Below are 15,247 nucleotides of genomic sequence, written 5' to 3' on the forward strand. Positions count from 1 at the left end.
TACAAAGCGCGCCCTCCCCTCCATCCATAAAACGGACGAGCCATGCAAACCTCAGCGACATTCGACCCCGCGACCGTCACGCGCATCCTGTTCGAGGGCTTCCCGTCGTTTGCGATCGCGCTGTTTTATCTCATCGGCCTCACGGCAGTTGGCGCGTTTGCGTGGGGAGTCTACGTCCAGATCCGTAAATATCGGCGTGGCCAACCCTTGTCGAAGTCGTTCGGCAAGATCGACCTGCAAGCGCGCTTCAAGGACATGGTGCGTGTCGTGCTGAGCCACCGCACCGTCGCGCGCCGCGATGCCGCCGCGGGCCGCGCACACCGGATGATTTTTTACGGCTTCGCGGTGCTGTTTCTCGGCACCGCCACGGTCACCGTCGACTACGACGTCACCGCGCGCTTTCTCGGCTTTCACTTCTGGAACGGCGATTTCTATCTGCTGTTCAAGCTTGCGATGAATCTCGCGGGCGTCTCGATGATCGCCGGGCTCATCTACATGATGGTGCGCCGCGGCTGGATCAAGCCGCCCAAGCTCGACTACAAGCGCCCGGACCGCCAGCCCGGCGACCCCGACTACGACCGCAGCGGCTACCGGCGCGAAGACTGGGCGTTCCTCTGGACACTCGTGCTGATCGGCATCACCGGCTTCGTGCTGAGCGCGCTGCGCCTCGTCTGGCTGCAGGACCGCGCCGTCGTGTGGGACACGCGCTGGTGGTCGCCCGTGGCCGCGCTGCTCGCCGAAATGATCAAGGGGGTGGGCGTGAGCGCCTCGGCCGCTTACGCGATGCGCACCGGCCTTTGGTGGTTCCACGGACTGCTCGCGCTCACCTTCATCGCGCTGATCCCGTACACGAAGGTCAAGCACATTTTCACGGCCTCGGGCTCGCTGATGATGCGCGACCCGCTCGCAGCGCAACGCCTGCCGCGCGTCGAGCCCGATAGCGAAAAGGTCGGCTACAAGACCATCACCGATTTCACCTGGAAGCACCTACTCAACCTCGACGCCTGCACGAAGTGCGGCCGCTGTCACGAGGCCTGCCCGGCGAACGCAGTGGGTGCACCGCTTTCGCCGCGCGACGTGATTCTCTCGCTGCGCGAGTTCGCCAACGAAGCGCTGCAGAAGAACGCGTTGCCCGACGAGGTGAAGCTCGACGTGCATGGCAAGGACATCGGCCAGGTGTTCATGGAAACCGTCTGGTCATGCCGTACCTGTATGGCCTGTGTGGAGATCTGCCCCGTCGCGGTCGAGCACGTGCCCATCATCGTGCAGATGCGCCGCAAACTCGTTGAGGATGGCGAAATGGAGCCGCAGGTGCAAAAGACGCTCCAGGCCATCCACAAGAACGGCAATTCGTTTAACGAATCGAAGCGCAAGCGCGCCGCGTGGACGAAGCCGCTGCCCTTTCAGATCAAGGATGCGCGCAAGGAGCCGGTCGATCTGCTGTGGTTCGTAGGCGACTACGCCTCGTTCGATCCGCGCAACCAGCGCGTGACCCAGGGCTTCGCCACGCTGCTACATAACGCCGGAATCGATTTCGGCCTGCTCTACGAGGGCGAATCGAATGCGGGCAACGACGTGCGGCGCGTGGGCGAGGAAGGGCTCTACGAACTGCTGGCGGAGAACAACATCGCGATGCTGGGGCAATCGCACTTCAAGCGCATCGTCACGACCGATCCGCATTCATACAACACCATCCGCAACGAGTATCCCGACTTCGGCGGCAAGTTCGAGATCGAGCACTACACGAGCCTCGTCGCGCGCATGTTGTCCGAGGGGGCGCTCGAGCCGAGGCGCAAGCTCGGCTACCGCGTGACGTTCCATGATCCGTGCCACCTCGGACGCTTCAACAAGGGCTACGACGCGCCACGGCAAATCCTCTCCGCGATCGGTTGCGAGCTCGTGGACATGCCCCGCTCGCGCGACAACTCGTTCTGCTGCGGCGCCGGCGGCGGCCGGATCTGGATGAGCGATCCGGTCGGCAAGGAAAAGCCTTCGCAGAACCGCATGCACGAGGCCGCGCGTATCGAAGGGCTGGAGGTGTTCGTGGTCTGCTGCCCGAAGGATCTGACGATGTTCGAAGACGCGCTGAAGACGAGCGGCTACGAAGGTCGGTTCGTGGTGCGCGAGCTGATCGAGCTGATCGCGGAGAGCCTCGCGCAGCCGGCCGGCGACGATCCGGCTGAGCCGGGCGGCGTGCGCGCCATCGCGGCGGCCTGATCCACAGCGAGGATTGCCAGACATGACGCCCAGCTCCGTCCCTGTGCAGCACAGGCCGCGCACGCCGACGATGCGACGGCACTGGCGCGAGCTGGTCGAACTCGCGCTCGCTGCAGAGGACATTTACGCGGCCGCGGCACTCTACCCGCACGCAGATCATGCCGCACGCGAGCGGCTGGGCACCCGCCTCTTCGCCGAGCGGCGTGACTGCCTCGCGCTCGCCGCCTGCACGTTCGCCCACGGCGCGGTGCTCGCCGTGGTCGCGCGGCTCGCGGCGGCCAATCGAGACGAGACGCTGAAACTGCGCCTCGCGAGAAATCCCGCGACGCCTGGTGACGCGCTCGCCCTGCTCGCGCAGGCAAACGAAATAATCGCCCCGCGTCTCGCGTGCCTGCTCGCACGGCACGCTAACGCGCCGCATGCGCTACTCAGCGCGCTCGCCGCGCAGAGCGAGGACATCGACGTGCTGCGCGCGCTCTGCGAAAACGTGGGCGTGCCCTCTGATCTGCTCATTCTGGTCGAACAGCGCGGCATCGCCGTGCTGCAACGGCTGCTCGCAATCCATCTCGCGACCGACGCGCAGACGCTGCTGCATCTGTGGAAGAACACGCACACGAGTGCCGTGCGCGCCCAGGTGCTGCGTCATCCGTGCTGCCCCGAAGCGCTGCTGCGCACGCTGCCTTCGTCGTCTGCCGAGCGGCGCAGCCTCGCACTCCAGGCACGCACGCTCCCGGACATCCTGGCGCTGCTCGCCCGCGACGAAGACCCCGGCGTGCGCCGGGCCGCCGCGCTCAACGCGAACACGCCGGCGGGCGCATTGATCGGCCTGTGCTTCGACGCGCAGGCCATCGTGCGGCGCGTCGTGGCCACGCGCCACGATCTGCCGCTCAAGGTGGTGGACTGGTTCATCGGCAACGCCGATACGTGGGTGCGCCGTACGCTCGCGCGCAATCCGGCCTGCCCGCCCGAATGGCTCGAGCGGCTCGTGCACGACAGCGAGCCGGAAGTGCGTCGCGCAGTGGCCCGCCACCCGCGCTGTCCCGCGCGCCTCGTCGCCGTCCTCGCCGCCGATCCGGTGGCGTGGGTCCGGGCGGGTATCGCGTTGCGCGAAGACCTGCCGGCCTCACTGCTGCGGCGCCTCTGTGCCGACGAGGACATCGACGTGCTCTCGGGCATCGCTCGCCATCCCGCGACCCCGCAGGCGCAGCTCGCACGGCTCGCGGCCCATGCCGTGGCGGATGTGCGCCGCAGCGTGACCCTCAACCCGCGGGCAACGCGGCGCGTGCTGCTGCAATTGCGCCACGAGCCGTATCCGCTGCACCGCGTGCTGGTGTTCGAGCACCCGAACCTGACGGACGCCGACCGTTGGCGCATGCGCTTCGATCCGGACCGCGAGGCGCGCTCACGTCTGTTCGCCCACTTCGGGCGCACGCTCGGTCCCGTGGTGGCGTCCGCCGCGCCGCTCGCGCCGCTTGCGGCCGTCGCACGCGCCGATCAGAACGATTTCCCGCATCCGCTGGACGAGGATGCGCCGCAGCATGAGCACCACGATTCACCCTCTCCGACGAACACGATGGAGTCAAGATGAAAATACTAGTCACAATCAAGCAGGTCGCTTCGCTCGACGAGGACTTCGAGTTGAACGACGACGGCCGCGACGTCAGCGCCGATTTTCACGTCTTCGACCTGAACGAGTGGGATCACTACGCACTGGAAGAAGCGATGCGCCTGAAGGAAGGCGCAAACGGCGATGTCGAGATCGTGGTCGTCACGGTCGGACCCGATAGCGCCGATGACGAATTGCGCAAGTGCCTCGCCAAAGGCGCCGACCGCGCGGTGCGCATATGGAGCGACGCGCTCGAAGACGCCGACCCGGTCGCCGTCGCGCGCGTACTTGCCGCCCTCGCGCGCAAGGAAGCGCCCGACATGATTTTCGCGGGCGTGCAGGCGTCCGATCACGCCTATGGCGTGACCGGCATGGCGCTCGCGGGCCTGCTCGACTGGCCGCATGCCGCCGTCGTGGCAGGGCTTGACTACGCGCCGGGCGCGAAGACGGCCACCGCCCGACGCGAGCTGGAAGGCGGCGCTTACGCGACCGTCGACGTGCAGTGCCCCGCCGTGCTGACCATCCAGCTTGGCATCAACACGCCGCGCTACGCGTCGCTGCGCGGCATCAAGCAAGCCGCCGCGCGGCCGATCGAAACCCTCGCGCCGGAAGAGCTCGGCCTCGCCGCCGGCGAAACCGGCGCGGCCGGATCGCTCTCGCGCATCCGGCGCGTCTATGTCCCGGCCGCGGGTCGCGCAAACATGATCGGCGGCACGCCGGCCGAACAGGCGGCACGTCTCGCAAGCCTGATCAAGGAATTCAGCGGAGAAGCGAAATGAGTGGAATTCTGGTAGTGGTGGAACACCGTCAAGGGCAGTTGCGCCCGGTTAGCCTCGAAGTCATCGGCGCGGCCGCGGCTGCGAAGGAATCGAGCGGCGAAGCCGTTACGGTCGCGGTACTCGGCGCGCAGCCCGAGGCGTACGTGGAGAGCCTCAAGCTCGCAGGCGTGGACGAGATCCTGAGCGTCCAAACGGCTGCCGACGCCTTCGACCCCGAAACTTACGAAATCGTTGCGCGCGCACTCATCGAGACCCGAAATCCCTCGCTCGTGCTCCTGCCGCATACGATCGACACGCTCGGCTACGCGGCGCCGCTTGCCGTCAAGGCCAACTACGGGTTCACGACCGACGCATTCGCCCTGACCCGCGACGACGCGGGCTGGGTCGCCACGCGCTCGGGCTATGGGCAGAAGGTCAACATGGAGATCGAGTTCCCGGCCAAAGAGACCGTCGTCGTGACGTTGCGGCCTGGCTCCTTCAAAGCGCCCGAAAACGTTTCCGCTCCCACGCTCAGCACGTTCGCGGCGCCTGCCGTTACGCCGCGCAGCGTGCACAAAGGCTTCGAGGAGCCGGCAGCGAGCGGCGATGTCGATATTCCGGGCGCCAGGTTCATCCTCTCCATCGGCCGGGGCATCGGCGAAGAGACCCACGTCGAGCAGTTCAAGGAACTCTCGGAAACCGTGGGTGCAACGCTCGGCTGCTCGCGCCCGATCGCCGACTCGGGCTGGCTGCCGAAAGCGCACCAGGTCGGCCAGTCCGGCAAGACCGCCGCGGCCTGCAAGATGTACATCGCGATGGGGATATCGGGATCGGTGCAGCACATGGCCGGTATGAAGCATGTGGAGAACATCATTGCCGTCAACACCGACCCCGAAGCGTCGATCTTCACGATCGCGCGCTATGGCATCGTGGGAGATATCTTCGATATCGCCGAGGAATTACGCAGTCACTTCTGAAGCCCTGTGAAAGTCGTGAGTTCGGGCCGGCCCATGATGGGTTGGCCCCTTTTTTTCCCCGCAGTGAATATTGTCCATCGGGATTCCACGCGTAGACTTAAGGCTCTAATCCAGGAAAAATCTGGTAGCAGCGAACAAAGTGCTGGCGCTCACAAGTGCACATGCACCCAAAGACGGGTACCACGCCGTTCCAGTAGAGACAGGTAGTCTGGTCAACGCGCCAAGGAAGCCTACATGCCCCCCCATTCCGTTCTGCTCATCGACGACCATGCACTCTTTCGCAAAGGCGTCGCGCAGCTTATCCAGATGAATTCGTCGTTCTGTATCGCGGGCGAGGCGGCCTCGGGCCGCGCAGGCGTCGAGATGGCCGTACGCCTGAAGCCCGAGATCGTGCTGATCGACCTTAACATGCCGGAAGTGAGCGGCATCGAAACGCTGCAGTTGATGCGCGACGCCAGCGTGAACGCGCGCTTCATCATGCTGACCGTCTCGGACCATGAACGCGACGTGGTCGCCGCGCTGCGCGCGGGCGCTCACGGCTATTTGCTCAAGGACATGGACCCCGAAGACCTCTGCACGACGCTCCAGAAGGCCTTGACGGGCGCGGCGGTGCTCAGCGATGCGGTCACCGGCAGCCTCGTTCAGGCCCTCTCGGGCGGCCAGCGCATGCCGCCAGTGGAGTCCGATCTCACGGCACGCGAGGTCGAAGTGCTCGACTACCTCGTCGAGGGCATGTGCAACAAGGTCATCGCACGCAAGCTCGGCATCAGCGTGGGCACCGTGAAGGTCCACGTCAAGCACGTGCTGCGCAAGCTCGACCTGCACTCACGGCTCGAAGCCGTGGTGTGGCGCCACGAGCACGGCGCACCGCGCGAGCGCTGAAGTCCGGCAATACCCACGGCAATCCTCTGCGGGACACGCGTCTACCCACAAAGAGGTAGCACTTCGAGGCGAATTGCCACTGGATTTTCTGCCGCGAATAATCGGATGCAGGTTGGCGAAATCGCTTTGATTCGTCCACGATGCATTCGTTATTGGCGGTCGGAAAATCTGGAGACGCGTGTCATGCAGTCAGCCCAATATGCCGAAGAACGCGTTGAACGTTTAGCCCGCACCGGCGCGGTCGACAGCGCATTGCGCCAGCGGCTCGGTCACTACGAGCCGAGCGCGGCGATCGTGCGCTCATGGACACGCTGCCTGCACGACTACGGGCTCGATCCCGACGCGTGCCGCCCGCCGCCCGTGCTGACGAGCGCCGAGCTAGCACAGCGCCGCGAGCGCCTCGGCGACTTGATCGGCTGCGCGAAGCTCGAAATGACGACGCTCTACCAGCAACTGGGCGATGCCGATCTCGCGGTCGTGCTGACCGACGCGGAAGGCGTGATCCTGCACCTCGTCTCGTCCACGAGCTTCGCGGAGCAGGTCGAAGACTGGGGCTTCTGCGTGGGCGCCGTCTGGAGCGAGCGCGAAGCGGGCACCAACGGCATGGGCACCTGCCTCGCGGAAGGCGAAGCGCTGGCCGTGCGCCAGCACGAGCACTTCTTCTCGCGCTACGCGGGCCTCACCTGCTCCGCCGTGCCGGTATTCGACGAGCGCGGCGCGATTGCCGGCGTGCTCGATGTCACGAGTCGCTCGCACCTGGAGCAGCAGCACTCGCTCGTGCTCGTCGGCATGTCGCGGCAGATGATCGAAAACCGCCTGCTCGATGTGCGCCATGCACAGGCGCACAGGGTGCATTTCCACAGCCGTCCGGAGTTCGTGAACACGCTGCACGCGGGCACGCTCACGATCGACGATAGCGGCATCGTGCTCGGCGCGAACCGCAGCGCATTGTTCCAGCTCGGCTTCGCCACGCTCGCCGAAATCGCGGGCAAGCCCATCACCGGCCTCTTCAACGCAAAGCTCGCGGACCTCCTCACGCGCAGCGCCCAGAGTTCCTTCCATCCTGTCGCGGTGTACCGTGCGCAAGCGCCGAATCGCTTCTTCGCGGTCGCGCAGGCACCGCTCAAGCACCCAGCGGCAATCGCAACGCAGCAGCACGCGGCGCGCGTACCCGTCGCGCGCCGGGAGCCTGCACGCGGCACCGAACGTCATGGCTCGGGCCCGCGCGTCGAATTCGGCGATGCTCAGCTCGCGAGCCAGCTGAGCCTCGGCGAACGCGTGATCGATCGCGGCATTGCCGTGTTCGTGCATGGCGAGACCGGTGCAGGCAAGGACGTCTTCGCCAACGCGCTGCACGCCGCCAGCGCTCGCCGTAATGGGCCGTTCGTCGCGATCAACTGCGCGTCGCTGCCCGAGCATCTCGTCGAAAGCGAGCTGTTCGGCTATCGCGCCGGCGCCTTCACGGGTGCGCAGCGCGAAGGGCGGCGCGGAAAGATTCTGCAGGCCAATGGCGGCACGCTCTTTCTCGACGAGATCGGCGACATGCCGCTCGCACTGCAGGCTCGCCTGCTGCGCGTGCTCGAGGAGCGAGAGGTGACGCCACTAGGCTCCGAAGCTGTCATCAAGGTCGATTTCCAGCTCATCAGCGCGAGCCATCGCGATCTGGGCGAGCTCGTCGCCAAAGGACAGTTTCGCGAAGACCTCTACTATCGCCTGAGCGGCGTTGCCCTGCGCGTGCCGCCGCTGCGCGAACGCGAAGACAAGCTCCCGTTGATCCGGCATCTACTCGAACAGGACAACGAAGTCGCGCCCCTGCTTGGCAAGGACGCGCGACAGATCCTGCTCGATCATCCCTGGCCGGGCAATGTGCGCCAGCTGCGCAATGTGCTGCGCACGGCGGCTGCGCTGTGCGACGGTCCGGAGCTTACCGCTGCGCATCTGCCCGGCGACCTCGTACGCAGTGCGGGTCGGGCCGCCAGCCTGGCCGTGGCAGCCGCGCCGCTTGCGGTAACGGCAGACGCGGCTTCCGACTGCGGCGAGGACATCGATGACGACGATGGCACGGCACCCCTCAATGCCATCCTGCAGGCCGAGCGCGAAGCGCTCATGGGCCTGCTCGACACGCACCGCTGGAACGTGAGCGAAGTGGCGCAGGCGCTCGGCGTGACGCGCAACACCTTGTACCGGAAAATGCGGCGCGTCCACATTAAACGCTGACACGCCGCTCCCTTCCATTCAGGCATACGTCCCCGCAGGGCCGTCGTGCCGATAAGCGGCGGCCTCAGGGTGCATTGCGCGTTCAGGCTGATTCCGATGATGCGGACTGCCAAGCAGATCGAGCAGTTCGCTGGGCGTGTCGATGACGCGCAGACACGGCAGTTCTGAAATCGACTGATCGGCGCAGGCGCCATAACTCACGCGGATCATCGGCATACCGGCCGCCTGCGCGGCCAGCGCGTCGTTTGCCGAGTCGGCCACGTAGAGCGCGTGCGCCGGCGCGACAGCGAGCGCCTCGCAGGCGTGCAGAAGCGGCGCGGGCTGGGGTTTGCGCTGCGCGAGCGCATCGCCTTCCACAACGATGTCGAACCACACCGACAACCCGAAGCGCTGCAGCAGCGGCTCGACCTGATGCGCCTCCTTGTCGGTCACGACACCGAGCTTCAGGCCCATCTGGCGCAATCCGTCGAGTGCCGATTCGACGGCCGGAAAGAGCTCGGTGAGGTGGCCAGCTATGCTCCTGCCGTGCAGGATGCTGGCGAGATCGAACAGAACGGCGTCGACGGGCAGATTGCGCGACATCACTTGCATGAGGTATCTCCTGTTATTAAGCCGCTAACTGGCGGCCGAGTTTCCAGAAAGCGCGCGCCTTATCGTTACGCCGCGCGTTGCTGCCGATCGATCATCTTGAGGATCATCGGCGTGAAGATCAGTTGCATCGCGAGCCCCATCTTGCCGCCCGGCACGACGATCACATTTGGCCGGCTCATGAACGAGTCTTGCAGCATCGTGAGCAGATAGGGGAAGTCAATGCCTTTCGGATTGGCGAAGCGAATCACGACAAAGCTCTCGTCGGCGCTCGGAATATCGCGTGCCGTAAATGGATTCGACGTGTCGACAGTCGGCACGCGCTGAAAATTGACGTGCGTCCGGCTGAACTGCGGGCAGATGTAATGGGCGTAGTCGGGCATGCGGCGCAGGATGGTGTCCATCACCGCTTCCTGCGAGTAGCCGCGCAGCGTCTTGTCGCGATGCAACTTCTGGATCCATTCGAGATTGATGATGGGCACGACGCCCACGAGCAGGTCGGCGTGCTGCGCCACGTCGATGCCGTGTCCGACAAAGCCGCCGTGCAGACCCTCGTAGAAGAGCAGGTCCGTGTCCGGCTCGACGTCTGACCAGGGCGTGAACGTACCGGGCTCCGCGTCGTACTGCAGGGCTTCTGTCTCGTCGTGGACGTATTTGCGCACGCGCCCCTTGCCCGTTGCACCGTATTGCCGGAACAGATCTTCGAGCCGGTCCAGCACGTTCGCGGCAGGACCAAAGTGGCTGAACTGTTGCCGCTTCTCTTCCGCTTCCTTCATTGCGATGCGCATAGCCACGCGGTCGTGACGGTGGAAGGCGTCGCCCTCCACGATCTGCGCCTTGAGCTTCTCGCGCCGGAAGATGTGCTGAAAACTATTCATCACGGTGGTCGTGCCGGAGCCGCTCGAACCGGTGACGGCCACGATCGGGTGTTTGATCGACATGATGTCTCGCTTGAGTCCTCGTCCGTGTGCGGCATCAAGCGCATGCCTCGGGGCGGTACAACGAACGCTCGTTGAACAGCGGTGAGATGAACGGCCTGTCCACGCCGCGCTCGTACTCGCGGTAGTAGCGCTCGAGCCGCTCGACTTCGCACTTTGCGCCCAGAGCAACGCCGGCCCGTTCGCCGAGCGATGCAGGCCGCAGTTCGAGCACGCGCTCGCACCCCGTGCTCGCCGCGCCGCCCGCCTGTTCGACGAGCCACGCAAACGGCTGGGCCGCATGCAAGAGGCTCAGGCCCGCGCCGGGCGCCCCGTGGGGCTCGCAAGGTACGATACCCATACCGCCGCGCATCAGAATGCGGTGTACGTCCGCAACGGCGCAGCCGCTATAGCGCATGCTGAAGTCCCGCTCGCGCTCGCCCATGTTGCCCTCCCGGCATTCGCGCACATAGCGCAGCACGGGCGGCGCCCAGCAACGCTCGCGTGCGCCGTCGATCGACAATTCGGCACTGTCTTCCGGTATGCGCATCGAGCGGTGCGTGAGCACGAAGGCGCCGCTCTCGCGCGCCAGCGTGAAGCCGTGCGTGCCGCGTCCGAGCGTAAGTACGAGCGTCGTCGACGGACCATAGACGGCATAACCCGCTGCACGCAGGGCCACGCCTTCGCACAGCAATGCCCGCTCGTCGCCCATGGCCTCACCCGTTGCTTCGCGCACGGAAAAGCTGCTGCCAGCCATGCCGTTTTCGCCGGCCTGCCCGGCGCCGTCGAGTGCGTCGAAAGCCAACAGCCAGGCGCCGCGGGTCGAGGCCGCCGTGGCTCGTGCGGTGTCCACGCCGCTAGCCGTGTAGCCCGCGATGCTGGCGCTGCGCTCGCACAGCGCTACCAGTACTTCGCGCGCCGCGATGTCGACCGGCTCACGCATACCGCCCTCGGGCGTGCCCCCTTCCAGCGCAAACCGGTCGATCAGTGAAGCGATGAAGCGCACCGCCTGGGCGATCTCGCCGAGCAGGACAGGCAGGCCGGCGGCAGAAGATACGCCATCCTGGCTCGCCAGCTCACTGGCAAGGAAATCGTCGAGCGTCACGTGTTTGCTTTGCATGGTGGCCTCAGTGCTGGGCAAGGTCGACCGTTTGCTGACCCGTCGGCGCCATGCGGGCTTCGCCGGCGGCGGGTTCTGCGTGGGGCATTACGATCATGTCTTTCTCCAGGAGCGCCGCCACATGCGGCGACACAACAGATGGCAGCCCTACTGCACGAGCAAGATGCCTGCCAGCGCAGCGCCCCACCGCATCAGTTGCGTCCGCCAGTGCGCGTCTCGACAGCGTCAGCGCGGACGGCGTAGCGCTGCGTGCGGCCGGGCACTTCCTCGCGTTGGAGATGAAAGCCCTGCTCCACGGGCGGACGGTTGACGATGAACGATATGCGCATCGTCTCGAAGCCACGCGTCGAATCGAACACATTGAGCTCGATGTGCTCGTGCGGATGCGCCGGGCGGCACGCGTTCACATCGAACAGCACACCGGCCGCGCCGCGCAGGTCGAACATCGGCGGCCCCGCATTTCCCGATAGGTATTGCACGGATGCGTGTCGCTTTTCATCACGCCCGCCGCGTAGCGATCTCTCGTGGATTCCGTTCGGGCTTGCATTCAAAACTCCTTGATCCGGGTAAACCGTAGGCGTGTCTGCCGCGCTCTACATCGCGTAACACCTGGCACGCCTCTACGATAAAGCGCTGCGCAAATCAGTGAAATTCAAATATTCTTAGTCGTCCTATAAGGGAGCCCTTACCTGTCTCCGCGCGTTGCGCGCGCTTTCCAGGCGATTACCGGTCATGCTCAATTTCGTTCGTACGCTCACGCTGCGCCAGCTGCAGATCTTTGCCGCCGCGGCAACGCAAGTCAGCTTCGCGCGCGCGGCGCAAGACCTGCATCTCTCGCAGCCGGCCGTCTCCATGCAGATCAAGCAGCTCGAAGAAGCCGTCGGCCTGCAACTGTTCGAGCGCGTCGCGCGCAAGATGGCACTGACCGAAGCCGGCCAAACGTTCGCGCATCACGCCAACCGTATTCTCGGCGAAGTGAAGGATGCGCAAGACGCACTGCAGTCGCTCTCTCTCGCCGACAGTGGCGCAATCTCCGTCGGCCTCGTCAGCACCGCGTGCTATTTCGTGCCGCAACTCATCGCACGCTATTGCGCGCAATTCCCGAAAGTCGAAGTGCGCTTCACGATTGCGCATCGCGAATCGTTGTTGCACATGCTGCAAGACAACGCTATCGACCTCGCAGTCATGGGCCGCCCGCCGCGCGAGCTCGACGCCGTCGCCGAGCCGCTCGCGTACAACCCGCAGGTCATCGTCGCCGCGCGGGATCACGCGTTCGCCGTAGCCCGGCGCATCGACGTGCAGGAATTGCGCCATGAGACCTTCCTGATGCGCGAGCCGGGGTCCGGCACGCGCACGGTTGTCGAACAGATGTTCAAGCACCACCTCTTTGCGCCTGCGAAGGTCGTCACGCTCGACAGCAACGAGACCATCAAGCAGGCCGTCATGGCGGGCATGGGCATCAGCCTGCTCTCGCTGCATACGCTGCGGCTGGAGTTGCGCACCCGCGAAATCGCCCTGCTCGACGTGAGCGGCACACCCATCGACCGCGCGTGGCAGATCGTGCATCTACGCGCGCGCCAGCTCTCGCCCACCTGCCAGTCGTTCCGCCGCTTCGTAGTGGAAAACACCGAGACGTACCTCGCCGGCGAATATGCGGACCTGCCCACGGCGCCCGTTCGGGTCCGGCGTGGCGAGTGACACACTGTCACCGATACGGCACACGCACGCGGTGAACAGGTCGCCGTTCTCGATGCGCAGGTCACGCACGCTCACCACACGCACGCGCATCGGACCACGCGTCTAACCATCTAACAGCCCGCGTATAGACGGAAATTCGCTCAGCGAAGCGCGCATGGCATGACGCTTGCGTCGGTCGGCCCGGACCCGATGTCCGCTCACCGATCCGAGGAAGCGCCCATGACGCAATACGCCACGACGCCACACCCTGCGAAGCAAGCGAGCGCCGTCACCGTGAACGCACCCGGGCGACTGCATCTCGGCTTCCTCGATCCGGGGGCGTCGCTCGGCCGGCGTTTCGGCAGTCTCGGCCTCGTGCTCGACGGCATCAGCACGACGCTCGAGATGCGCCTCGCTCACCGTGGTGACGTTGGCAGCGACACGCCTGGCGATCAATATGCGGCCCCGCCCTATGCAAGCGAGGAGCTGCCGCGTCTGCGCGCGCACATCGAGGCGCTCAAGCGCCTGAGCGGGCATTGCACGCCGCTCGACGTGCGCTTGCGCCATGTGCTGCCCGTGCATGCGGGGCTCGGCTCCGGCACACAGCTCGCGCTCTGCTCGGGCCATGCGTTCGCGCGCCTGCACGGGCTCACACTCGATGCCTCCGAGCTCGCCCTCGCGCTCGCGCGCGGCGCGCGCTCGGGCATCGGCGTAGCGGGCTTCGAGCAGGGCGGACTGATACTCGACGGCGGCCCGCGCTCGGCCACGGAGCTGCCGCCGGTGCTCGCGCGCCTGCCGTTTCCCGACGAATGGCGCGTGCTGCTCGTGCTAGACGACGCGCGCAGCGGCTTGTCCGGCCCCGCCGAGCGCAAGGCCATGGCCGAACTGCCGCCGTTTCCGCAGGCGCTGGCCGCGCACGCCTGCCACCTCGCGTTGATGCAGATCCTGCCGGCCGCGGCCGAAGGCGATTTCGCGCCATTTGCGCGCGGCGTGAGCGAGTTGCAGGACGGCATCGGCCGCTACTTCGCGGCATCGCAGGGCGGCATCTATACGAGCCCCGCGGTCGCGCGCGTGCTCGACTGGGTCGGCGCGCGGCATTGCGCCGGCATCGGGCAAAGTTCGTGGGGCCCCACGGGCTTCGCCATCCTGGCCTCGCACGATGAGGCCGCGCAAGCCGTGGCCGCGGCGCGCAAGGCCGGCGTGGTCGGCCCGACGCTGCGACTCGAAATCGTCAAGGGGCGCAACACCGGCGCGACGGTCATTCATACGCCGGCCGTCGCCTGACGCGCCTTCTCAACCTCTCTTCGAGAATCGAAAAAACGATGGAACGTCCCTTCATACTCCATATGTTCACGCCGAGCCGGCAAATGAGCCCCTTCGACGTGAATATGGCCGTCGATGCGGGCTATCAGGTCGTCGTGCCCTACGCCGACGTCGGCATCGACAACATCGCTGCGCTCACGCAGGACGCGATCTTTTCACGCGGCCCGAAAGGCGTGGCGCACACCGGTCTCTTCATCGGCGGCCGCGATGTCGTGCTCGCCGCCGACATGTTGCTGCGCGCGCGCGAGGCGATGGTGCCGCCGTTCGAAGTCTCCGTATTCGCTGATCCGAGCGGGGCGTACACCACGGCCGCCGCGCTGGTCGCAGGCGTCGAGTGGCATTTGCGGCGTTCGCACGACACGGACTTCGAAGGCAAGCGCGTCGTCGTACTGGGCGGCACGGGACCCGTGGGCGTGATCGCGGGCGTGCTCGCGGCGCGCGCGGGCGCGCTGGTCTCGATCGCGAGCAGCCGCGGGCTCGAAGCCGCGCAGGCCGCCAGCAGCCGCATCAACGCGCGCTTTAACGTGCAGACGCGCGGCGCCGACGCGCAATTGACCGAAGCGCTCGACACCACGCTCTCGCGCGCAGACGTGGTCTTCTCGACCGCGGCGGCCGGCGTGCAGGTGATGAACACGCGCCAGGTCGATCAAGCTTCGCAACTGCTCGTCGCCGCCGACGTGAACGCCGTGCCGCCTGCGGGCATCGATGGCGTGGGCGTGGCTGACGACGGCAAACCGTTCGGCTTGCATCGGGCGCTGGGGATCGGCGCGCTGGCGATTGGCAACGTGAAGTATCAGGTGCAGCGGCGCCTGTTCGAACGCATGCTCGCGAGCGGGAAGCCGGTTTATCTCGGCTTCGAAGAGGCGTTCGCACTCGCGCGCGAAGTCGTGGCCGAGCGCGAGGCGCAGGCTGTCTGACCGGGCGATGCGCGACGTGAAACCCCGCCTCCCCAGCATGCGAACGCA

Annotated in this window: 13 protein-coding genes; 9 read left to right on the forward strand and 4 right to left on the reverse strand. The window is 66.0% G+C overall.

Going from position 1 to position 15,247, the window contains the following annotated elements; genetic code table 11:
* The first annotated feature begins 42 nt into the window (after nucleotides 1-42).
* The 6 genes from JMY28_RS20180 to JMY28_RS20205 all read left to right on the forward strand — a co-directional run bounded on the left by JMY28_RS20180 (nucleotide 43) and on the right by JMY28_RS20205 (nucleotide 8,657).
* Nucleotides 43-2,217 carry a (Fe-S)-binding protein gene (locus tag JMY28_RS20180; protein WP_201697672.1) on the forward strand — a complete coding sequence of 725 codons (2,175 nt, stop codon included), beginning with the start codon at nucleotides 43-45 and terminating at the stop codon, nucleotides 2,215-2,217.
* 22 nt (nucleotides 2,218-2,239) lie between these two features.
* Entirely contained in the window at nucleotides 2,240-3,805 is a 1,566-nt protein-coding gene (locus tag JMY28_RS20185; protein WP_201697673.1) for a hypothetical protein, read from the forward strand.
* The gene (locus tag JMY28_RS20190) at nucleotides 3,802-4,602 is read left to right on the forward strand and encodes an electron transfer flavoprotein subunit beta/FixA family protein (protein WP_201697674.1); all 801 of its coding nucleotides are present in this window, start codon (nucleotides 3,802-3,804) and stop codon (nucleotides 4,600-4,602) included. Before JMY28_RS20185 ends, JMY28_RS20190 begins: the two co-directional genes overlap by 4 nt.
* Nucleotides 4,599-5,558 (forward strand): electron transfer flavoprotein subunit alpha/FixB family protein, encoded by a 960-nt coding sequence (locus JMY28_RS20195; RefSeq protein ID WP_201697675.1) that lies wholly within the window; start codon nucleotides 4,599-4,601, stop codon nucleotides 5,556-5,558. Before JMY28_RS20190 ends, JMY28_RS20195 begins: the two co-directional genes overlap by 4 nt.
* 234 nt (nucleotides 5,559-5,792) lie before the next feature.
* A complete protein-coding gene (gene narL, locus JMY28_RS20200) occupies nucleotides 5,793-6,440 on the forward strand; it encodes a two-component system response regulator NarL (protein WP_201697676.1) in 648 nt (215 codons plus the stop codon).
* A gap of 183 nt (nucleotides 6,441-6,623) precedes the next feature.
* On the forward strand, nucleotides 6,624-8,657 hold the full coding sequence (locus JMY28_RS20205; protein ID WP_201697677.1) for a sigma-54-dependent Fis family transcriptional regulator: 2,034 nt from the start codon (nucleotides 6,624-6,626) through the stop codon (nucleotides 8,655-8,657).
* 18 nt (nucleotides 8,658-8,675) lie between these two features.
* On the opposite strand, the gene JMY28_RS20210 is transcribed toward JMY28_RS20205, so the two are convergent.
* The 4 genes from JMY28_RS20210 to JMY28_RS20225 form a co-directional block, all read right to left on the reverse strand.
* Nucleotides 8,676-9,248, reverse strand: a complete 573-nt coding sequence (locus JMY28_RS20210; protein ID WP_201697678.1) for an HAD-IA family hydrolase — start codon at nucleotides 9,246-9,248, stop codon at nucleotides 8,676-8,678.
* 65 nt (nucleotides 9,249-9,313) lie between these two features.
* On the reverse strand, nucleotides 9,314-10,186 hold the full coding sequence (locus tag JMY28_RS20215) for a phosphoribulokinase (RefSeq protein ID WP_201697679.1): 873 nt from the start codon (nucleotides 10,184-10,186) through the stop codon (nucleotides 9,314-9,316).
* A gap of 34 nt (nucleotides 10,187-10,220) precedes the next feature.
* Nucleotides 10,221-11,282, reverse strand: coding sequence for a class 1 fructose-bisphosphatase (locus JMY28_RS20220; protein ID WP_201697680.1), 1,062 nt, complete (start codon nucleotides 11,280-11,282; stop codon nucleotides 10,221-10,223).
* Nucleotides 11,283-11,473: 191 nt separating this feature from the next.
* Entirely contained in the window at nucleotides 11,474-11,761 is a 288-nt protein-coding gene (locus JMY28_RS20225; protein WP_407945521.1) for a ribulose bisphosphate carboxylase small subunit, read from the reverse strand.
* Between the two features lie 253 nt (nucleotides 11,762-12,014).
* Here JMY28_RS20225 and JMY28_RS20230 point away from each other — a divergent pair, with 253 nt between their 5' ends.
* The 3 genes from JMY28_RS20230 to JMY28_RS20240 all read left to right on the forward strand — a co-directional run bounded on the left by JMY28_RS20230 (nucleotide 12,015) and on the right by JMY28_RS20240 (nucleotide 15,199).
* Nucleotides 12,015-12,980, forward strand: coding sequence for a LysR family transcriptional regulator (locus JMY28_RS20230; protein WP_201697681.1), 966 nt, complete (start codon nucleotides 12,015-12,017; stop codon nucleotides 12,978-12,980).
* A gap of 219 nt (nucleotides 12,981-13,199) precedes the next feature.
* Nucleotides 13,200-14,243, forward strand: a complete 1,044-nt coding sequence (locus JMY28_RS20235; protein WP_201697682.1) for a beta-ribofuranosylaminobenzene 5'-phosphate synthase family protein — start codon at nucleotides 13,200-13,202, stop codon at nucleotides 14,241-14,243.
* 38 nt (nucleotides 14,244-14,281) lie between these two features.
* Nucleotides 14,282-15,199: an NAD(P)-dependent methylenetetrahydromethanopterin dehydrogenase gene (locus tag JMY28_RS20240; RefSeq protein ID WP_201697683.1), complete on the forward strand. Its 918-nt coding sequence runs from the start codon at nucleotides 14,282-14,284 to the stop codon at nucleotides 15,197-15,199.
* Nucleotides 15,200-15,247 lie beyond the last annotated feature (48 nt).

It is taken from the genome of Paraburkholderia hiiakae (assembly GCF_904848665.1).
Classification (GTDB): Bacteria; Pseudomonadota; Gammaproteobacteria; order Burkholderiales; family Burkholderiaceae; genus Paraburkholderia; species Paraburkholderia hiiakae.